The organism is Burkholderia semiarida (assembly GCF_029268935.1).
In the GTDB taxonomy this organism is placed as follows: Bacteria; Pseudomonadota; Gammaproteobacteria; order Burkholderiales; family Burkholderiaceae; genus Burkholderia; species Burkholderia semiarida.
Genome location: NZ_JAHLCL010000008.1, coordinates 826,735 through 847,144, shown reverse-complemented (window position 1 = coordinate 847,144; position 20,410 = coordinate 826,735). Strand labels below are relative to the sequence as shown.

The 20,410-nt window shown below is 67.1% G+C and carries 13 protein-coding genes; 9 read left to right on the top strand and 4 right to left on the bottom strand.

Going from position 1 to position 20,410, the window contains the following annotated elements; genetic code table 11:
- Positions 1-97: 97 nt before the first annotated feature.
- The 4 genes from KPB06_RS27120 to KPB06_RS27105 form a co-directional block, all read right to left on the bottom strand.
- The gene (locus tag KPB06_RS27120) at positions 98-3,511 is read right to left on the bottom strand and encodes a transglutaminase family protein (protein WP_275905889.1); all 3,414 of its coding nucleotides are present in this window, start codon (positions 3,509-3,511) and stop codon (positions 98-100) included.
- Between the two features lie 93 nt (positions 3,512-3,604).
- The gene (locus KPB06_RS27115; RefSeq protein WP_059582386.1) at positions 3,605-4,624 is read right to left on the bottom strand and encodes a transglutaminase family protein; all 1,020 of its coding nucleotides are present in this window, start codon (positions 4,622-4,624) and stop codon (positions 3,605-3,607) included.
- Between the two features lie 8 nt (positions 4,625-4,632).
- Positions 4,633-5,574, bottom strand: coding sequence for an alpha-E domain-containing protein (locus tag KPB06_RS27110; RefSeq protein WP_059582387.1), 942 nt, complete (start codon positions 5,572-5,574; stop codon positions 4,633-4,635).
- Between the two features lie 64 nt (positions 5,575-5,638).
- On the bottom strand, positions 5,639-7,054 hold the full coding sequence (locus KPB06_RS27105; RefSeq protein WP_059582390.1) for a circularly permuted type 2 ATP-grasp protein: 1,416 nt from the start codon (positions 7,052-7,054) through the stop codon (positions 5,639-5,641).
- A 577-nt stretch (positions 7,055-7,631) separates the two neighbouring features.
- On the opposite strand from KPB06_RS27105, the gene KPB06_RS27100 reads away from it, so the two are divergent.
- From KPB06_RS27100 to KPB06_RS27060, 9 genes are all read left to right on the top strand, one after another.
- The gene (locus KPB06_RS27100; protein WP_059582392.1) at positions 7,632-8,627 is read left to right on the top strand and encodes a LysR substrate-binding domain-containing protein; all 996 of its coding nucleotides are present in this window, start codon (positions 7,632-7,634) and stop codon (positions 8,625-8,627) included.
- Positions 8,628-9,261: 634 nt separating this feature from the next.
- Positions 9,262-9,687 carry a hypothetical protein gene (locus tag KPB06_RS27095; protein ID WP_060311732.1) on the top strand — a complete coding sequence of 142 codons (426 nt, stop codon included), beginning with the start codon at positions 9,262-9,264 and terminating at the stop codon, positions 9,685-9,687.
- A gap of 63 nt (positions 9,688-9,750) precedes the next feature.
- Entirely contained in the window at positions 9,751-10,509 is a 759-nt protein-coding gene (locus tag KPB06_RS27090; RefSeq protein ID WP_275905890.1) for a hypothetical protein, read from the top strand.
- Positions 10,510-10,561: 52 nt separating this feature from the next.
- Positions 10,562-13,174 (top strand): poly-beta-1,6 N-acetyl-D-glucosamine export porin PgaA, encoded by a 2,613-nt coding sequence (pgaA, locus tag KPB06_RS27085; RefSeq protein WP_275905891.1) that lies wholly within the window; start codon positions 10,562-10,564, stop codon positions 13,172-13,174.
- A gap of 13 nt (positions 13,175-13,187) precedes the next feature.
- Positions 13,188-15,281 carry a poly-beta-1,6-N-acetyl-D-glucosamine N-deacetylase PgaB gene (gene pgaB / locus KPB06_RS27080; RefSeq protein WP_275905892.1) on the top strand — a complete coding sequence of 698 codons (2,094 nt, stop codon included), beginning with the start codon at positions 13,188-13,190 and terminating at the stop codon, positions 15,279-15,281.
- Positions 15,278-16,549, top strand: coding sequence for a poly-beta-1,6-N-acetyl-D-glucosamine synthase (gene pgaC, locus KPB06_RS27075; protein ID WP_275905893.1), 1,272 nt, complete (start codon positions 15,278-15,280; stop codon positions 16,547-16,549). Before pgaB ends, pgaC begins: the two co-directional genes overlap by 4 nt.
- Entirely contained in the window at positions 16,527-17,015 is a 489-nt protein-coding gene (locus KPB06_RS27070; RefSeq protein ID WP_060311122.1) for a hypothetical protein, read from the top strand. The genes pgaC and KPB06_RS27070 overlap by 23 nt, the downstream gene beginning before the upstream one ends.
- Before the next feature lie 119 nt (positions 17,016-17,134).
- Positions 17,135-18,958, top strand: a complete 1,824-nt coding sequence (gene glmS / locus KPB06_RS27065) for a glutamine--fructose-6-phosphate transaminase (isomerizing) (RefSeq protein WP_060311123.1) — start codon at positions 17,135-17,137, stop codon at positions 18,956-18,958.
- Positions 18,955-20,223: a hypothetical protein gene (locus KPB06_RS27060; RefSeq protein ID WP_275905894.1), complete on the top strand. Its 1,269-nt coding sequence runs from the start codon at positions 18,955-18,957 to the stop codon at positions 20,221-20,223. Before glmS ends, KPB06_RS27060 begins: the two co-directional genes overlap by 4 nt.
- Positions 20,224-20,410: the final 187 nt, after the last annotated feature.

The window sequence follows — 20,410 nt, the reverse complement described above, 5'->3', positions numbered from 1 at the left end:
AATCTGCCCGCATCCTAGCACTCCGGGGGCGTCGCGACCGACCGGCGGGCCCGGAGGTCGCGATCCGCGCATCGTCGTCCTCCCTGTCATCGATCGATCACGGCCGCCGCAAGTCGAGCGTGAACGGAAATTCGCGGCTCGGCGCGGCAGCCGCGACCTCCATCCGCCCCGGCGTGTGGCCGATCTCGACGAAGCGCGCGAGCCGGCGGCTCTCGGCTTCGTATGCATTGATCGGGAACGTCGCGTAGTTGCGCCCGCCCGGATGCGCGACGTGATACCGGCAGCCGCCGAGCGAGCGCTGCAGCCACGTATCGACGATGTCGAACGTGAGCGGCGCGTGCACGCCGATGGTCGGATGCAGCGCCGACGGCGGCGCCCATGCCTTGTAGCGCACGCCCGCCACGTATTCGCCGACGGTGCCGGTCGGCTGCAGCGGCAGCGCGCGGCCGTTGACGGTCACGACGTGCCGGTTGTCGTTCAGCCCCGTCACGCGCACTTCGAGCCGTTCGACCGACGAATCGACGTAGCGCACCGTGCCGCCGGGCGCGCCCTCCTCGCCCATCACGTTCCACGGTTCCAGCGCGCCGCGCAGCGACAGCTGCATCCCGTTCACCGCGATCTGCCCGAACAGCGGAAAACGGAATTCGAAGTGCGGCGCGAACCACGCCGGATCGAACGCGAAGCCGGCGTCGCGCAGCTCGGCCAGCACGTCGTCGAAATCCATCCGAAGAAATTCCGGCAACATGAAGCGGTCGTGCAGCGCGGTACCCCAGCGCGTGAGCGGCGTCGTATACGGCGCGGCCCAGAAGCGCGCGACCAGCGCGCGCAGCAGCAGTTGCTGCACGATGCTCATCCGCGCATGCGGCGGCATCTCGAACGCACGCAGTTCGAGCAGGCCGAGCCGGCCGGTGGACGAATCGGGCGAATACAGCTTGTCGATGCAGAACTCGCTGCGGTGCGTGTTGCCCGTCACGTCGATCAGCAGGTTGCGCAGCACGCGATCGACGAGCCACGGCGGCATGTCCTGCCCGAACAGCAGCTTGTTGCGCTGGATTTCCGCGAACGCGATGTCGAGCTCGTAGAGCTGGTCGTTGCGCGCCTCGTCGACGCGCGGCGCCTGGCTCGTCGGCCCGATGAAGAGCCCCGAGAACAGGTACGACAGCGACGGATGGTTGTGCCAGTACGCGATCAGGCTCGCGAGCAGGTCCGGGCGGCGCAGGAACGGGCTGTCGGCCGGCGTCGCGCCGCCGAGCACGAAGTGGTTGCCGCCGCCCGTGCCGACGTGCCGCCCGTCGACCATGAACTTCTCGCTGCACAGCCGCGACTGCCACGCGGCGTCGTACAGGAATTCGGTGTGGTCGACGAGTTCGTCGAAGCTCGCGGCCGGATGGATGTTCACCTCGATCACGCCCGGATCGGGTGTCACCTGCAGCAGCTTCAGCCGTGCGTCGCGCGGCGGCGGATAGCCTTCGAGCACGAGTTTCACGCCGAGCGTGTGCGCGGTCAGCTCGATCGCGCCGAGCAGGTCGAGATAATCCTCGAGCGCGGCGAGCGGCGGCATGAACAGATACAGAATGCCGTTGCGCACTTCGACGCACAGCGCGGTGCGCGTGATCCACGCGGCCGATTCGAAACGCTCGGGCCGGCGATGCGGGTCCACGGCGCCCGCACGCACACTCGCGGCCGCGCCGTCGTCGCGCCACTGCATCACGGTCGGCGCGGACGCTTCGCGATGCACGCCGGCCAGATAGCGCGGCGCGTCGGCCGGGCCCGCATAGCGGGCGCGCATGGCGGCAGCGGCCGGCAGCGCGTCGCGCGGCGCGAACGGATCGCGCTCGACGAGGTACGGATAGTCGGCGCGGGCCGTCCACGGCAGCGAGTCGAGCGGCAGCCGATAGCCCATCGGCGAATCGCCCGGCACGAGGTACATCCGCTCGTCGCGGAAGAACCACGGCCCCGTCTGCCAGCGCGGCCCGTCGAGGCCCGGCGTGTCATCCACCCGCTTCACCGGCAGCACGTAGCCGACCACGCTGTCGAGCTGCTGCTCGAACACCTTGCGCAGCCGCGCGCGCTCGAGTTCGTCGTCGAGGCGCGCGTCGAACGGATCGACGTTGACGGGCAGCCGGCGCTCGCGCCACAGGTAGTACCAGACGTCCTCGTAGCCGGGCCGGATGAATTCGCCGCTCAGGTTCAGCCGCGCGGCGAGCGCATCGATGAAGCGCTTCGCGTCGTCGGTGGTATACGCGGACGGCTCGCGCTCGTCGGCGAACAGCGACGGATCGTGCCACACGGGCTGACCGTCCGCGCGCCAGAAGATCGACAGCGCCCAGCGCGGTAGTTGCTCGCCCGGGTACCACTTGCCCTGCCCGAAATGCAGGAAGCCGCCGTCGCCGTATTCGGCGCGCAGCCGCTGCACGAGTTCGGTCGCGTAGCCGCGCTTGGTCGGGCCGAGCGCATCGGTGTTCCACTCGGCGCCGTCGCGATCGTCGATCGACACGAAGGTCGGCTCGCCGCCCTGCGTGAGCCGCACGTCGCCGGCGGCCAGCGCGCCGTCGACCTGCGTGCCGAGCGCCAGCACGGCATCCCACTGCGATTCCGTATACGGCTTGGTCACGCGCGGCGATTCGTACACGCGCGTCACGCTCATCTCGTGCTCGAACGACACCTCGCATTCGTCGATCAGCCCTTCGACCGGCGCCGCGCTCGTCGGCTGCGGCGTACACGCGAGCGGAATATGCCCTTCCCCGGCGAGCAGGCCCGACGTCGGATCGAAGCCGATCCAGCCGGCGCCCGGCAGATAGACCTCGCACCACGCGTGCAAATCGGTGAAATCGACCGACGTGCCGCTCGGGCCGTCGAGCGATTTGACGTCCGGCGTGAGCTGGATCAGGTAGCCCGACACGAAGCGCGCGGCGATGCCGAGATGGCGGCACAGCTGCACGAGCAACCACGCGCTGTCGCGGCACGAACCGGACGCGAGCTCGAGCGTCTGCGCGGGCGTCTGCACGCCGGGCTCCATCCGCACGAGATAGCCGATGTCGCGCTGAAGCTGCTGGTTCAGCGCGACGAGGAAGTTCACGGTGCCGGCCGGCGTGCGGTCCACACCGTCGAGATACGCGCGAAACAGCGGCGCGGCGCTCGTCTGCGGATCGCACGCGAGATACGGCGCGAGCTCGGTCTTCAGCGCGTCGTCATAGCTGAACGGATATTGCTCCGCGCTCGCTTCGAGGAAAAAGTCGAACGGGTTGTACACCGACATCTCGGCGACGAGATCGATGGTGATCTCGAAGTGCTCAGTGCGCTCCGGAAACACGAGGCGCGCCAGATAGTTCGAGAACGGGTCCTGCTGCCAGTTGATGAAGTGCTGCGCGGGCTCGACCGTCATCGAATACGCGAGGATCGGTGTCCGGCAATGCGGCGCGGGCCGCAGCCGCACGACCTGCGGGCCGAGGTTGACGAGCCGGTCGTAGCGATAGCGGGTGGTGTGATGCAGCGCGACGTGGATGGACATGGGAGCTCGGGTCGGGTTGGGCCGGCCGCGCACGCCGCGTCGCTGTCGACGCGGCGGCCCGGCATGGCGGATTCGGCGAAAGCGCGCCGCCGGTCAGACGAGTTCCGGCGACTGCACGACGCTGATCTCGACGGCGACGGCCGTCGCACCGAGCCCCGTCACCGGCTGCGCGTCGCGATGGTCGAGGCCGACCGCGATGCGCACGTAGCGTTCGTCCGGGCAACGGTTCATGAACGGGTCGAAGCCGACCCAGCCGAGCCCTTCGACATAGGCCTCGGCCCATGCATGGCCGGCCGGTTGCTGCGTCAGCGACGCGGCTTGCGGCTGCGCGCCGAGCGCCGCCTGCGGCTGCCCCTGGGATTGCGACTGCGACTGCGACTGCGATTGCCCTTGCGATTGCGATTGCGCGGCATGCGACGCGCCGAGCGCCTGCTGCATGCCGTCGCCGCTCTGCAGCGCGAGCGCCGCCTCTTCCTCGACGTCGCCCGCATGCTGCTTCGAATCGGCGATGCGCTGCATCGCGCTGTCGGCCAACACGTAGCCCGAGATGTAGCGCGCGGGGATCTTCAGCACGCGTGCGGCCGCGATGAACGCGTGCGCATGGTCGCGGCTCGTGCCCTCGCCGCTTTGCAGCGCGGTTTCCGCATCGACGGGCGCATCGGCCGCCAGGTTCGGCGCGTATGCGATGCGGCCGTGCACTTCCGTCATCAGCCAGTGCAGTGCGTCGAGACCGTGCGGCTCGATCGGCAGCGCGTCCGTGAGCGCGCGCACGGTGTCGCCCGCCTTCGTGAGCGCGGTCTCGCGCTCGAAGATCCACGGCGGCGCATAGCCTTCGGAATTGCCGAGAATGCCCGCGCGGTCCTGCGTCTCGACGACGCCGGCCGCCACGACCACGATCTCGTCCTTCGCGCCGCGATCGTGGCGCACGAGGTCGATCCGGTTGCCGAGCCCGTCGGCGTACGACAGCGTCGGCTCGACGCCGTCGATCGTGACCTGCCACGCGCGCACCGTCTGCCCGGGGCCGGATTGCGGGCGCAGCCGCAGCCGTTGCAGCGCATGGCTGGCTTGATCGTCGAACCGATAACGCGAAATGTGTCGAATGGCGAGTCGCATGGCAAGCCTCAGTCGAAGTTGTAAGCCTGGGCGATTTCGAGCCCGAGGCTGTTGTTGCGGCCGATGAAGTCGGTCAGGAATTCGTGCAGGCCGCTCTTGAAGATCCGCTCGACCGAGGTATCGGACAGCAGTTGGAGGATCTTCGTGGCCGTGTCGTGACACGGGTGTGTCACGCCGTAATCCTTCGCGAGCAGGTTCAGGCTCGACACGACGCGCCCGTAGCAATAGCGCAGCGAACGCGGCATGCGGCCGTTCAGGATCAGGTAGTCCGCGATGTTGAGCGGCTTGTACTGCACGTCGTACACCCAGCGGTACGAACGATGCGCGGCCACGCAGCGCAGGATCGTCTCCCACTGGTAGTTGTCGAGGATCGTGCCCACGTGCGACACCGACGGCAGCAGCAGGTGGTACTTCACGTCGATGATCCGCGCGGTGTTGTCGGCGCGCTCGATGAATGCGCCGATCTGCGCGAAATCGAAGATCTCGTTGCGCAGCATCGTGCTGTAGAAGCTGCCGAGGATCAGCGCGGTTTCGCGCTTCACTTCGTCGAGCACGGCCGGCAGCTCGCTTTCAGGCACCGGCTGCGCGAGCGCGCGGCGCAGCGCGAGCCACGCGCCGTTCACGCTTTCCCACGCCTCGCGCGTGAGCGCCGTGCGCACCATCCGCGCGTTCGAGCGCGCGGCTTCGATGCACGACAGCACGCTCGACGGGTTGTCGCGGTCGCGCAGCAGGTAGTCGGTCACGGTATCGGCCGCGTACGCGTCGTATTTCTGCCGATAGCCGTCGTCGGCGCCCGAGCTGACGAGCACCGACGACCATTCGGCCGGCGCGTCGGCCGTGCGCGTGAGCGCCATCCGCAGCCCGGCATCGACGATGCGCGCGATGTTCTCCGCGCGTTCGATATAGCGGTACATCCAGTAGAGCCCGCTTGCAGTACGTCCCAGAAGCATCTCGTGTCCACTCCGTCTTCGTTCGGTTCGCGCGCCGGCTCCGGCGCGCGCGGTCGCGTCCGGCTCAGTCGGCCAGCACCCAGGTGTCCTTGGTGCCGCCGCCCTGGCTCGAGTTGACGACGAGCGATCCCTCCTTCAGCGCGACGCGCGTGAGCCCGCCCGGCGTGATGCGGATCCGGTCCGACACCAGCACGAACGGCCGCAGGTCGACGTGGCGCGGCGCGAGGCCGGCGTCGGTCAGGATCGGCGTCGTGGACAACGCGAGCGTCGGTTGCGCGATGTAGTTCGCGGGACGGGCGCGCAGCTTCGCGGAAAACGCGTCGAGTTCGGCCTTCGACGCGCACGGCCCGACCAGCATCCCGTAGCCGCCCGAGCCGTGCACTTCCTTCACGACCAGTTCGTCCAGATGCTCGAGCACGTACTTCAGGCTGTCGGCCTCGCCGCAGCGCCAGGTCGGCACGTTCTCCAGCAGCGCCTTGCGGCCCGTGTAGAACTCGACGATCTCCGGCATGTACGAGTAGATCGCCTTGTCGTCGGCGATGCCGGTGCCGGGCGCGTTCGCGATCGTGATGTTGCCGGCGCGGTACACGTCCATGATGCCGGCCACGCCGAGCACCGAATCGGGGCGGAACGTGAGCGGATCGAGGAACGCGTCGTCGACGCGGCGATACAGTACGTCGATCGGCTGGAAGCCTTCGGTCGTGCGCATCGCGACGCGGCCGTCGATCACCTGCAGGTCGCTGCCCTCGACGAGGTGCACGCCCATCTGGTCGGCGAGGAACGAATGTTCGTAGTACGCGGAATTGTGGATGCCGGGCGTGAGCACCGCGACGGTCGGGTTGTCGGTGTTGCCGCCCGGCGGGCACACGGCCGCGAGCGACTGGCGCAGCATCTGCGGATAAGTTTCGACCGGGCGCACCTTCACCTGCTGGAACAGCTCCGGAAAGAGCTGCATCATCGTTTCGCGGTTTTCCAGCATGTACGACACGCCGGACGGCGTGCGCGCGTTGTCCTCCAGCACGTAAAACTCGTTCTCGCCGGTGCGCACGATGTCGACGCCGATGATGTGCGTGTAAACGTTTCCGGGCGGCCGGAAGTCGATCATCTCCGGGATGAACGCGTCGTTGTGCGCGATCAGGTGCTTCGGCACGATGCCCGCGCGCACGATTTCCTGGCGGTGGTAGATGTCGTCGAGGAACGCGTTGAGCGCCATCACGCGCTGCTCGATGCCGAGCGACAGCCGGCTCCACTCCGCCCCCGAGATGATGCGCGGGACGATGTCGAACGGAATCAGCCGCTCGGCGGCCTCCGCGTCGCCGTAGACGGCGAACGTGATGCCCGTCTTGCGGAACACGCCTTCCGCATCGTGGGCCTTCTGGGCGAGGCTCGCGGGATTCTGCGTGTCGAGCCATTGCTTCAGGCGCGCGTAAGGCGCCCTTACCATGTCGCCGGATTGCAGCATTTCATCGAATGGCTTCATCGATTTTTTCTCCATCGATCGTTTTCCCCGGCATTGCGCATGCCGGACCGGCGTAACCAATGCTTTGCAAGGAACGTGCCGTGTTCGCTCCCGTCGATATCCCCCTGTTTTTGCGCCGCGCCGGGCACGCCCGCGCCACGTTTCGCACCACAACGGTGCATCGCCGACGCGGCGCGCACTCGCGGTGCGCCGCCGACGCGCATGGCCGATGCTGCGCCGCATCCGACGAACATAGTTCTCCCGCGTGTCACGGATGTGCAATCTGCACTGCACCAAAAGCGACGAGGCGGGCACCGGCCCGAACGGGCGGGCCGGCACGCACACGGCGCAGCCGGCCCGGGGGAAGCGCCGTCCGGGCGGGCCGGACAGTCCGACGCGATGAACTGTCCGGTTAACTCGGTCCGGCCCCTCAACGCTATGTAGCCGTAATCCCGCCGACAACGCCCATGCATATTTCGACTGACACCGATCGAAAAAAAACATCGGCCCGACCGACGCGATGCGCGGTACGCTAGAACGTTTGCGCAGCAGACGGCGCCCCCTTTCAGGCGCCCGACTATAAAAAGCGAAGATCGAAATGGAAGCAAAGTGGCTGGAAGATTTCCTGAGCCTGGCGGATACCAAGAGCTTTTCCCGGGCCGCGCGTCATCGGCACCTGACGCAATCGGCGTTCAGTAGACGAATCGCCGCCCTCGAAACCTGGATGGACGCGAAGCTGGTGGACCGGAGCATCAATCCGATCGCACTGACGCCGGCCGGCCAGATGTTCCGCGGGCTCGCCGCGGACATCCTGCGCAGCATGTATGCGGCGCGCAATCTCGTGAACGGCTACGACCAGTTCGCGGCCAGCGACCAGGTCGTGCGCTTCGCCGTCGCGCATACGCTCGTGTTCACGCTGTTTCCGGAATGGCTCAAGCAGCTCAACAGCGAGGTCGGCCACGTGACCGCGCGCGTCAATGCGGTGAACGTGCCGGAAGGCGTGCAGCAGCTCGTCGAAGGCGAATGCGACCTGTTGCTCGGCTATCACCATCCGCAGTTGCCGATCGTGCTCGATCCGAACCACTTTCCGTTCGTCAGCCTCGGCGTCGAACGAATCCTGCCCGTGTCGTCGCCCGATGCACGCGGCAAGCCGGTGTTCCAGCTGCCCGGCACGCCCGATGCGCCGCTGCCGCTGCTCGCGTATTCGTCGGGCGCCTTTCTCGGCAACATCGTCGAGATGCTGCTGCTGAACGCGACCGAGCCGTATGTGCTGCACCGGTGTTTCGAGACGCATATGTCCGAGGCGCTGAAAGGCATGGTCGTGGCCGGGCACGGCATCGGCTGGCTGCCGGAAAGCTGCGTCGCGAAAGAGCTCGCGGACGGCACGCTCGTCTGCGCCGGCACCGGCGACTGGATCACCGAACTCGAAATCCGCCTGTATCGATCGGCGCGCAAGCGCGGGCTCGCGGCCGAGCAGCTGTGGGCCTACATCATGAACCGGCCGCGCACGGCCCTCGACGCGGCGATCGGCACCGAAGAGGCGGCCGCGCCGGCAATGCGCGGCGCGCGACGAAGCGCGGGCGGCAGTCGCTGAACGCTGTGTCCGCGCCGTGGATATCCATGGCGCGCATGCGTATTCTTTCGACGGCAATCGATAATCCGCCGGATTCCATAAAATCCCTCACCTGCCCCAATCCGCCGCCATTAAAACGCAAACGTTTGCGAATCCGTGTCGTACTTTTTACTGCTTCCCGTATTAAGTAAGAATATTCGGACTGATTTTCCAGACAGAAATACCTTGTTACACAAGTTTCTATTTACCTGTAACAGCCGGAATGATCAAAAACGTCGCACCCTCATTTCTCGACATGCGGTCTGTATCCGAACATTCATCGATTCTTCTCGAATACAGGCGCAACAGTTTCTTTCATCAGTCGTTATTTTTCGGCACGAACGTCGATACCTCCGACGTGATTCAAAGCGTGCTCGATCATCGCTACCGGTGAGCAATTTTCATGTCCGGGAATATCGACTTTATTCAGAATTAAGACATCCTTACCAATCCATTCTTATCCTATTTAGATAGGATCTTTCGCTCCCGTCCCATTCGGGTCACACGCGGTTGTTGGTTCAAAAGCCATCGTGTATCAATAGCGTGTCGCAAAAAGAACGTTGGCAAATTCGACTCCGAGTCGATGCGCGTCATCGATTCCGGACGGGAGATTGCAATGTCACCTTCGCTTCGACAGCAGGCTCGCCCTTTCCTGAGCGTCGTGCTCTCCACGCTCTGCATGAACGCCATGGCCCAGACATCGGCGGCCCCGCCGCCGGCGTCCGGTCCGGGGGCAAACCGGTACGTGATTTCGTATATCTGCGGCGATGCGCGGATCGACGGCACCGCGCCGCTTCCCCCTGACGGGCGCCCGTACAACCTGGGCGTGTCGTTCGTGTCGGGGAGCACCGGCCAGCCCCTCTCCAACGTGCAGGTGCGCCTGCGCCGGCATGGGCGCGTGCTCGTCGAATTCAATGCATCGGGATCGCGCTGCCTGTTCAGCGTGCCGGACGCGAGCTACCGGGTCGAAGGGACCTATCAGGGAGCAACCCAGTTCGCGATCGTCGAGACGGGTGCGCTCACGACGCAGTTGCGATGGTGAAACGTCGCACCGCCCCGCTCCGATCGCGTCATTCATGGAGCGCATCGAATCCAGGAGACTTGAATGCCCCGTCCAGAACGACCGGACGACTCGCCCGACCGTCAGCCGAAACCCTCGTGGGGTCCGGGAAGGAATGCGGCGCTCAGCGTCGCTGCATTTGCCGCGATCTTCGGCGCGTTCGCGTACGTCGAGCGGGACGCGAGGATCGGCCACGCAAGCGTGACGCACGATATCGCCGGCGTGATCGGCAACGTCGTCGGCAAGTACCGCCAGCTCATCGTCGCGGCGACGGGCGGCTCGTCCCACACAACGGCGCCCGCCGGCTCGACGTCGACGGTCGCGCAGGCCGGGCCGGTTCCGCCGTCCGCCTCGACGGCGCCCGCCGTGTCGGCTCCGGCCGAACCGGCCGTGCCGCCGCAAGCGACGGCCCGCTCCGACACGAGCCCACCGCGCGCCGCGCACGTGCCGCCGACGAAGCTGGCGGCGAGCCCGCACGCGGCGTCGACCGGCAGTCGCACGGCGCGCCCCGGCGATGCGCACCGGACGTCGCGCTCGCAGGCGCTGGCACGCACGAGAAAACGCCCCGACCCCGCGACGGAACGGCCGCCGCAGTCGAGCCTCGCCGGCACGCCGCACATGGAGACCGCCCGCGTCACGCGCGATGAGCTGGAAGGCGCCCGCGCTCTGGCCAAGGCGCGCCGGTGCGCAGAGATCGACGAATGGAGCTGCGTGGAGCAGAACGCGAGCCGAGCACTCGCCATCGACCCGACGAACAGCGAATCGCGCGCACTGCTGGGGCAGGCGATTCGCAACCGCCTGTGAACCGGCCCTCGGGCGTGCAATCGACGTGATCGTTTCAAAGTGAGGAGACACCGTGGCCAACAATCGTCACCAACAATGCACCACCGTCGCTCCGCCGAACCGGCGGATCCTCCTGCATGCGCCGCTGCTGTGCCTGCTCGTCGCGTCCGGCCCGTGTCTTTCCGCCGAAGGCGACGCGGAACCGCGCGGCGCGAGCGAAATCGCCGGATCCCGCGGTGCGCCGGATGCGCTGCCACCCGACCTGCGGCCAACGGGCGCGTCGACGCAGGCCGCGCAGGGTTCGGGCACGCAGCCCCCGCTTGCGCCCACGCCGATCGCGCGGGCCTCGGACGCGTCGCTGCAGATCGCGCAGGCGCCGAACCCGGCGATGCCGACCACGGTCATGGTGGACCCCGATGCTGCGCAGCCGAGCGCACCGGCGCCGGTCGCAGCATCGCCGAACGCATCGATGCTGCTTGCGCAGGCATTCGACACCCCGCCGCCGGATACGTCGGCGCCGCGCGCGCGAACGTCGGATGCACCGCCGCAGCCCGCCCACCCCCTGACCACCGCACCGCCGGCTGCGCCGACCATGCCGACGCTCACCGCGCAGGCATCCGGCACACCGACGCCGAACTCGCCCACGCCTGCGACCGAGACGCCCGGCGCGCAACTGCCGTCGTCCCAGCCGCCGAATTCACAGACGCCCGGCGCCCAGCTCCCCGGCGAGCCGACCCAGCGATCGCAGGGGCCCGACGTCGAAGCGCCGAATGCGCGGGCGCCGAATCTCCGCACCGCCGACGTCGAGACGGTACGCAACGACGTGTTCGGCCTCGCGGCGAGCGGCGGCGCGGTCAAAGCGCTCGACGAAGCGAAGGCCCGGCCCGATGCGTTCTCCGCCGTCGACATCGCGCAACTGGAGGAGCTGTCGATTCGCCAGCAGGTGCGCGGCGGACGCGACAAGTCGCGCTCGATGACGAGTTCGGACCGCTTCGACGGAATCGACGACGCGCTGCGCGCGGCGGACGACCTCGACAAGCGGATACCCGCGACACCCGAGTACACCCCGGTCCGCACCGCACTCGCGGGCGACCGGGTCGTCGCCCTTGCCGCACGCGGCGAGATGAAAACGGCCGTCGCGACGTTCGAGACGATTCCGTCCAGCGCGGAAATCTCGATCGACGCGTTGGCGGCCGTCGGCGACGCATACCTGTACCTGAGCGAGCCGGCCAAGGCGAACGCCGTGTACGCGCGCGCGCTGAAACAGGCCACCGCGTCGCCGACCGATCGCGCGACCCGCGGCTTCCAGTACGGCTCCCGCACGCGACCGATCGAGCTGCAGGAAGGGCTGTTCTGGTCGTACGTCGACCAGGCACGCGCGCCGGAAGCGAAGCAGGTGCTCGACGACATGGAGAAGTCGTTGCCGCCTGCCAAGCAGGTGACCAACGTCGGCCCGGGAGAAAGCGACTATCTGCGCTACTACCGGCTGCGCGCGCAATACCTGATCTTCACGGGTCACGTGAACGAAGGGATCGCCGCGCTCGAACAGCTCGAGAAAGAGGTGCCGTTCAACGCAGAGGTGCGTGCCGCGCACGCCGACGCCGTGTCGGGCCAGTCTCATCCGCGCCAGGCGATCTCGATGTATCGCGCGTCGCTGACCGATCACCCGGACAGCGTCGAGATGCTCGCGGGCCTCGGCCGCGCATCGCTCACGGCGGACGATTACGCGACCGCGAAAACCGTCGACCAGACCCTCGGCAACACGTTCCCGGACAGCGGTGCGGTGCGCAGCTTCAAGCGCGACTACAACGCATACCGCAGCCCGGTGTTCACGACCGACCTGAGCTTCGAGCACGGCAACAGCGCGCTGGCCAACAACAGCTTCACGTCGGACAGCTATGTGTATTCGCAACCGTTCGGCGACAACTGGCGCGTGTTTTCGCACACGTTCTATGGTTTCGCGCAGACCGACGACGGCAACCTCAGCCGCACGCGCACCGGCATCGGCGGCGACTACCGGCACGGGCCGCTCACCGTGCTCGGCGAAGTCACGCGCTCGATGGGCGGGGACGGCCGAACCGGCGGCCGCGGGACGATCGCGTACGCGTTGAACGACTACTGGACGGTCAGCGCCGGGCTCGACACCAACGACAACTCGCTGCCGTGGAAAGCGTATGCCGCGCACATCTGGGGCCGCTCCGCGAACGTCGAGGTCGTGTATCGCCAGAACGACCGGCGCGAAGTCAAGCTCAGCTACGGCGTGAGCCGCTACAGCGATTCGAACCTGCACCAGGAGATCGCGGCGACCGCCACGCAGCGCGTGTACACGGCCGCGAACCAGCTCGTCAACGTCTCGCTGAACCTGGGCACGGACAGCAACACGCGCCGGGACGCGCCCTACTTCAGCCCCGGTCGCGATTACGCGGCCGCCGTGACGGTCATGCATCAACTGACACTGTGGAAGCGAGGCGACCTGGGGCTGCAACAGCGCGTGTCGGTGTCGGGCGGCGCGTACAACGAGCGCGGCTTCGGCACCAGCCCGTTGTGGAGCGCGCGCATCGAGCACGCGTGGACGTTCAAGCACGACATCACGCTGAGCTACGGCGTCGAGGTCAGCAGCCACGCGTACGACGGCCAGCGCGAGCGCTCCGAAACCGGCTTCCTGTCGCTCAACCTGCCGTTTTAGAAAGGAGCGCTGAATGCAATCCAGACGGACCTTCATGTGCGGATGCCTCGGCACGTTTGCCGCCTGTTCGCTGTTCCCGGGCGTGAGCGGCGCCAAGATGATCGACCTGCTGCCGCCGTCCGACCCGGCCGACGGCAAGACGTTTCGCGTGATCTGCATGCACGACGTGCGCGACAACCTGATGGCGTCGTTTTCGTCGCCGACCGCGATCATCGATCCGTTCGCGGTCGATACCGGTACGCTGACCGCGATCTTCTCGTGGCTGCAGACCAACAACTACCACACCATCACCGTCAAGCAGATCGAGGCATCGCGGCACGGCGGCAAGCCGCTGCCGCCGCGCTCGGTGCTCCTGACGTTCGATGACGGCTTTCGCAGCCACTACACGAAGGTGCTGCCGCTGCTGGAGCGCTTCAAGTATCCGGCCGTGATGGGCCTCGTCACCGCGTGGATCGACATGCCGCCGGATACGCCGATCCGCATCAGCGACAAGGTTCAGGTGCCGCGCGACTACTTCCTGTCGTGGGACGAGGTGAAGAAGCTCGGGCAGTCGGAATTCGTCGAGCTCGGCTGCCACACCCACAATCTGCATCATGGCGCGATCGCGAATCCGCAAGGCAACGAATTGCCGGCGACCACGTCGCACCTGTACCTGCAAGACCAGAAGCGCTATGAAACCGACGCCGAATTCCACGCCCGCGTGCACGACGACCTGCAGACTTGCGTGCGGCAGATCCGCCAACGCACCGGCATCGTCGCGCGCTCGATGGTGTGGCCGTACGGCGCGGAAAACCAGCCCGTGCGCCAGATCTCGACATCGCTCGGCATGGACATCCAGTTCAGCCTCGATGCCGGCCCGAATACGCCGGACGTGCCGCTCGACCGGCTCAGACGAATCCTGATGATGTACGACGTCGATATCGGCGGGTTCGAGCGCTCGATGCGCGAGCCGGCGTCGAACCGCGGCGACGTCGACATGCCCGAGCGTACCGTGCAGGTCGATCTCGACCAGGTCTACGACCCCGATCCCGCGCGGCAGGAAGCGAATCTCGGCAAGCTGATCGAGCGCATCTACCGGATGCAGCCGAAATCGGTGTACCTGCAGGCGTATGCGGATCCGAAGGGGACGGGCGTGGCCGAAGCGGTGTATTTCCCGAACCGGCATCTGCCGATGCGTTCCGACCTGTTCTCTCGTGCCGCGTGGCAGCTCAATACGCGGTCCAACGTGCAGGTATACGCGTGGATGCCGGTGCTCGCGTTCCGGCCGCCGGCCGACAAGCTCCGCGCGCTCGAAGCCGTCAGCGCCTACGGCGGCGCGCCGGCCCGCGAGAACGGCGCGCGCGTGTTCCGGCTGAGCCCGTTCGATCCCGATGCGCGGCTGATGATCCAGCAGGTCTACGAGGATCTCAGCAAGCACGCGTCGTTCAGCGGCATCCTGTTCGGCGACGACGCCGTGCTCGACGACTACGAGGATGCGGGCCGGCATGCGCTGCGCACCTATTCGCAATGGGGGCTGCCGGCCGACGTCGGCAAGATCCGCGAGAACCCCGACCTGATGAAGCGCTGGACGCGCCAGAAGACGCGCTACCTGATCGACATGACCCGGCAGCTCGAACAGATCGTGCTGGCCCACCAGAACGCCGGCGACGTGCTGACCGCGCGCAACATCTTCGCGATGCCGGTGCTCAAGCCCGAATCGGAAGCGTGGTATGCGCAGAACTACGACGATTTCATCGCCGCCTACGACTACGTCGCGCTGATGGCGATGCCGTACATGGAACAGGCGAAGGACCCGGAAGGCTGGCTCGACCAGCTCGTGAAGGCGGTGCGCGCGAAGCAGCGCGGGCTGCAGCGCACCGTGTTCGAACTGCAGTCGTACGACTGGCACGGGCAGAAGGCGGTGCCGGCCAGCACGCTGCTCGCGCAGATGCGGCGGCTGCGCAGCAAGGGCGCCGTGAATTTCGGCTACTACCCCGACAACTTCCTGACCGGCCAGCCGGAGCTCGACGCGATGCGCGACGTGATGTCGCTGAAGTCGCGCCTCGACCCAACCTCCATCAACGCGCTGATGCAGATGCAGCAATCGCGGGGAACCAAGACGCCATGACCTCCCATAGCCTGATCCAGCGCCTGCAGGATTTCGTCTTCTACTATCCGTTCTTCATGTCGTATCTGTGGATGATCGGCGGCGTCGTGCACTACTTCCTGCTCGAGGAAGGCCGCGAGCTGTCGACACGCACGATCGCGTCGAGCGGCATCCCGAAGGTGTCGATCGTCGTGCCCTGCTTCAACGAAGCCGCGAACGCGCGCAGCGTGATCGCCCATCTGAACGGGATGCTGTATCCGAACTACGACATCATCGCGGTCAACGACGGCAGCAAGGATCGCACCGGCGAGATCCTCAACGAGCTGGCCGTCGAGATCCCGCGGCTGCTCGTGATCCATCACGCGCGCAACGAAGGCAAGGCGGTCGGGCTCACGACCGCGGCCGCGGTATCCAACGCGGAATACCTGCTCTGTATCGACGGCGACGCGCTGCTCGCGCACGACGCGATCGGCTGGATGCTCGAACATTTCCTGACCGACCCGGGCGTGGGCGCGGTGACCGGCAACCCGCGCATCCGCACGCGCACGTCGCTGCTCGGCCGCATGCAGGTCGGCGAATTCTCGTCGATCGTCGGGCTGATCAAGCGCACGCAGCAGGTGTACGGCCGCATCTTCACGGTATCGGGCGTGATCACGATGTTCCGCAAGACCGCGCTCGCCGACGTCGGCTACTGGAGCTCGGACATGCTCACCGAGGACATCGACATCAGCTGGAAGCTGCAGTGCCGCGACTGGCGCGTCGTGTACGAGCCGCACGCGCTCAGCTGGATCCTGATGCCCGAGACGCTCAAGGGGCTCTACCGGCAGCGGCTGCGCTGGTCCAAGGGCGGCATCCAGGTGCTGCTCAAGTACGCGGGCACGCTGATGCGGCCCACGCAGATGATGATGTGGCCGCTGTTCGTCGAGTACCTGATCGGCATCGCGTGGGCGTACTCGATGTCGTTCATTCTGCTGCTCGCGCTGATCGACGTGGTCTACCCGCTTCCGGCGAACTGGCATGTGTCCGTGGTGCCGCACTGGCACGGGATGCTGCTGGTCGCGACCTGCATCCTGCAACTGATCATCGGCAGCATGATCGATCGTCGTTACGACGAAAAACTCCTGATGTATTTCCTTGACACCATCTGGTACCCCGTCGCGTTCTGGCTGATCAGCATGATCACCACCGTCGTTGCCCTGCCCGCCGTCGTACTGCGGGGCCGCGGCAAGCGCGCCGTCTGGATCAGTCCCGACCGAGGCATTCAACATGAAGAACGCGCCGATTATTGACCTTTCCCTGCGCGCCCCGCGCGACATGATCGCCGAACGCGGCGGCATCGTCGGGCCCGTGCTCGTCGCGTGGTTCCGCCTCGTGCGGCCCGCGCTGGTCGGCGGTGTATGGGCATCGATCTGCATCTACACGTACCGCTACCTGCTGCCGTTCAACGAGGCCGAGATGCCGATCGAGCAGATCGTGTTCTACGTGACGAGCATCGCGCTGATCGCCGGCACGATCGTCATGTGGCTGATCGCGGGACGCGTCGTGCATCCGTTCGCCTATCGCCTGCGCGTGTCGAAGATGGTGCGGCGCTCGGCCAGCGTGAAGGTGCGCTCGGTACCGCCGACCGCGTTCGCGAGCGAGCGCCGGCGCGGCGCGCGCCGCACGACGCGCATTCTCGTCGCGTCGCACGATGCGAACGGGTCGATTTCGGGCATCGAATGGATCGCCCATGCCGGGCCGCAGCCCCGCGAATAGATCGCCGGAGACGTGCCGCGCCGCGCGCGACGCCTGCCGTGCGACGCAGCACCACTCCTGACATCGTGCTGCCGCGCGTCGCGCGCCAGCCAGAAAACTTCCTGGAGACGAGGTGAATCATGTGCGGAATCGTCGGAGCAAGCGGCCTGAACAATCAGGTGCCGCAACTGGTCAATGCGCTGAGCCGGCTCGAATATCGCGGCTACGATTCGTGCGGCATCGCCGTTCAGGGCGACGGCCGCCTGCGCAGCGAACGCACGCTGCGACGCGTGACGGACCTGCAGGACCGCGTGCTGACGCTCGGCCTCGAAGCGCAAACCTGCATCGCGCATACGCGCTGGGCGACACATGGCGCGCCGTCTGAAATGAACGCGCATCCGATCATGTCGGGCGACACGATCGCCGTCGTGCACAACGGGATCATCGAGAACCACGACACGCTGCGCGCCGAACTGAAGCAACGCGGCTATACGTTTCGCGGACAGACCGACACCGAGGTCATCGCGCACCTGATCCACAGCCTCTATCGCGACGACCTGTTCGACGCGGTGGTGCGCGCGGTCAAACGGCTGCACGGCGCGTACGCGATCGCGGTGCTCGGCGCGCGCGAGCCGCAGCGCCTCGTCGCCGCGCGCGCCGGCTCGCCGCTCGTGATCGGCATCGGCGCCGAGCAGAACTACCTCGCGTCCGACTGCGCGGCGCTCGGCGACCTGACCGACCGCTTCGTGTACCTGGAGGACGGCGACGTCGCGCTGATCACGCCGGATCGCATCGCCGTGGTCGATGCGGGCGGGCAGGAAGCACGGCGCCCGTTGTGCGAAGTGAAGGCGCGCGCGGACGATGCCGCGCTCGGCCCGTACCAGCACTTCATGCAGAAGGAAATCTTCGAGCAACCGAAGGCGATCGACAGCACGCTCGACGGCATCGACACGATCTCGCCGGCGCTGTTCGACGCGACGGAAGGCACGCGCGGGCTGCTGTCGCGAGTCAGAAGCGTGCTGCTGCTCGGCTGCGGCACCAGCTACTACGCGGGCCTCACGGCGAAGTACTGGCTCGAAAGCATCGCGGGCGTGCCGGCCCAGGTCGAGATCGCCAGCGAATACCGCTACCGCGACACGGTGGCCGATCCGCGCACGCTCGTCGTCGGCATCTCGCAGTCGGGCGAAACGGCCGACACCATCGGCGCGATCGAGCAGGCGCGCACGATGGGCCAGGATTTGTCGATGGCGATCTGCAACGTCGCGACCAGCACGATCGCGCGCAACGCGCCACTGCGGTTCCTGACGCGGGCCGGCGCCGAACTCGGCGTCGCGTCGACCAAGGCGTTCACCACGCAGCTCGTCGCGCTGTTCTTGCTGACGCTGACGCTCGCGCAACTACGCGGCCGGCTCGATGCCGCGCAAGTCGCGACGCACCTGAAGCAGTTGCGCGCGCTGCCCGGGCGCATCGGCCACGCGCTCGCGCTGGAAACGCAGATCATGGGCTGGGCCACGAAATTCGCGCGCACCGAGAACGCGCTGTTCCTCGGCCGCGGCATCCATTTCCCGATCGCACTGGAAGGCGCCCTGAAGCTGAAGGAAGTGTCGTACATCCACGCGGAAGGCTATGCGGCCGGCGAGCTGAAGCACGGGCCGCTCGCGCTCGTCACGAGCGCGATGCCGGTCGTCACGATCGCGCCGGACGACCGCCTGTTCCAGAAGCTGAAGTCCAACATGGCCGAGGTGCGTGCACGCGGCGGCCGGCTTTACGTGCTGGCCGGCAGTCAGCTCGAGATCGACGCCGACCGCGACACGCACCTGATCCGCGTGCGCGAATCGGGCGACCTGCTGTCGCCGATCGTCAACGTGATTCCGTTGCAACTGCTCGCGTATCACGTCGGCTGCGCGCGCGGCGCCGACGTCGACAAGCCGCGCAACCTCGCGAAATCGGTAACCGTCGAATGATGCGGCGAACGCGCCCGGTACAGTCCGTCGTGCGGCTGGCCGCAATTGCCCTTTGCGGCGCGGGCGGCATCGGCACGGCGTCGCCGCCGGCCTTCGCCGGCGCGCCGGTCGTGCATACGGTCACGGTGTCGACCGCCCCGTCGCCGCAGGACAGCGGCGACCCGCGGCGCTTCATGCACGGAATCGGCGTGGCCGACGCCGGCGACGGCAAACGCTGGGTGTTCTTCAGCAGCTCGGGCATCGTGCCGCGCGGTGCGCTCCGCGGCGGCAACTGGCCGCATGACGTGTACGTCGGCGAATGGCTGCCCGACGGGACGCGCGTGCTGCACGTGCGCACGTTCATCAGCCGCCCCGAGGCGCAGGAACCCGTGTCGATCGCGCAGAACGCGCGCGGCGACATCTTCGTCACGTTCGAGGACGGCTGGAACGCGCCGCAGGAAGTCAGCCAGCGCTACGGCGTCTACCGCCGCGACCTGAAACCGGTCAAGCCCTACCCGAACGACGTCGAATCGGGCGGCCATTCGGGGCATGTCGCGACGGCCGGCGACCGCTTCGTCGTGTTCTATTCGGCCGACTGGGTCAACGGCGGCGGGGTCGACAACCTCGGCAGCGGCAACGGTGTCTACCTGAAAACCTACGATGCGGCCGGGCGCGTACTGAACCATGTCGCGGTCGCGCCGCGCCGCCGCGAGTGGTGGCCCGTGATCGCGGGCTCGCCGCGCAACGCGTTGCTCGTGTGGCAGAAGTTCATCGAAGGCAGCACGGACGCGACGCTCGAATACGCGATGTTCGACCCCATCACCGCGAAGCTGGAAAAACTCGGATCGCTGAACGACGCGATCCAGTACTACGTGTATTCGGCCGCCTATGTGCCGGAGATCGACCGTTTCATCGTCGTCACGACGACGGCGGACGATCGCGGCGTCGCGATGCTGATCGCGCCGGACGGCCGCCGCACGGCGACGCTCGATTGCCTGCCGGCGTCGGTGCGCGAATCAGACCTCGGTGTCGCCGGCACGCACGCGTATGTGCCGACCCGCGACGGGCGGCTGCTGACGCTCGCGCTTGGGCCGGCGGACATTGCAGTGAGCGGCGTGCAACGCTCGCCGATTCCTTGGGGTTCGACCGGCATCGCCGGTTTCCCGGCGCGCGGCACGGCGATGCATTTCGTGTCGCTGACGCCGTCGGGACTGCGTGAAGCCGATTTCGAACCGGCGCAACGCACACCCATGCCGAAGAGCGAAGCGGCTTGTTCGAGTCATTGACGACGATGGCCGGTCACGCAATGTCGTGAACGCGGGTAGACCGCATATCGCCACCGTGAGCGTTTGTCCTCCGCGGTCCGAACCGCTATGACGACACCTCGCCCACTCGGCGCCCCGTTGGTCGAGCCCTGCCGCGGGCCGGTCCGGTCATGACCGCCATGCCCTTGCGCGCCGAATTCGCCAGCGC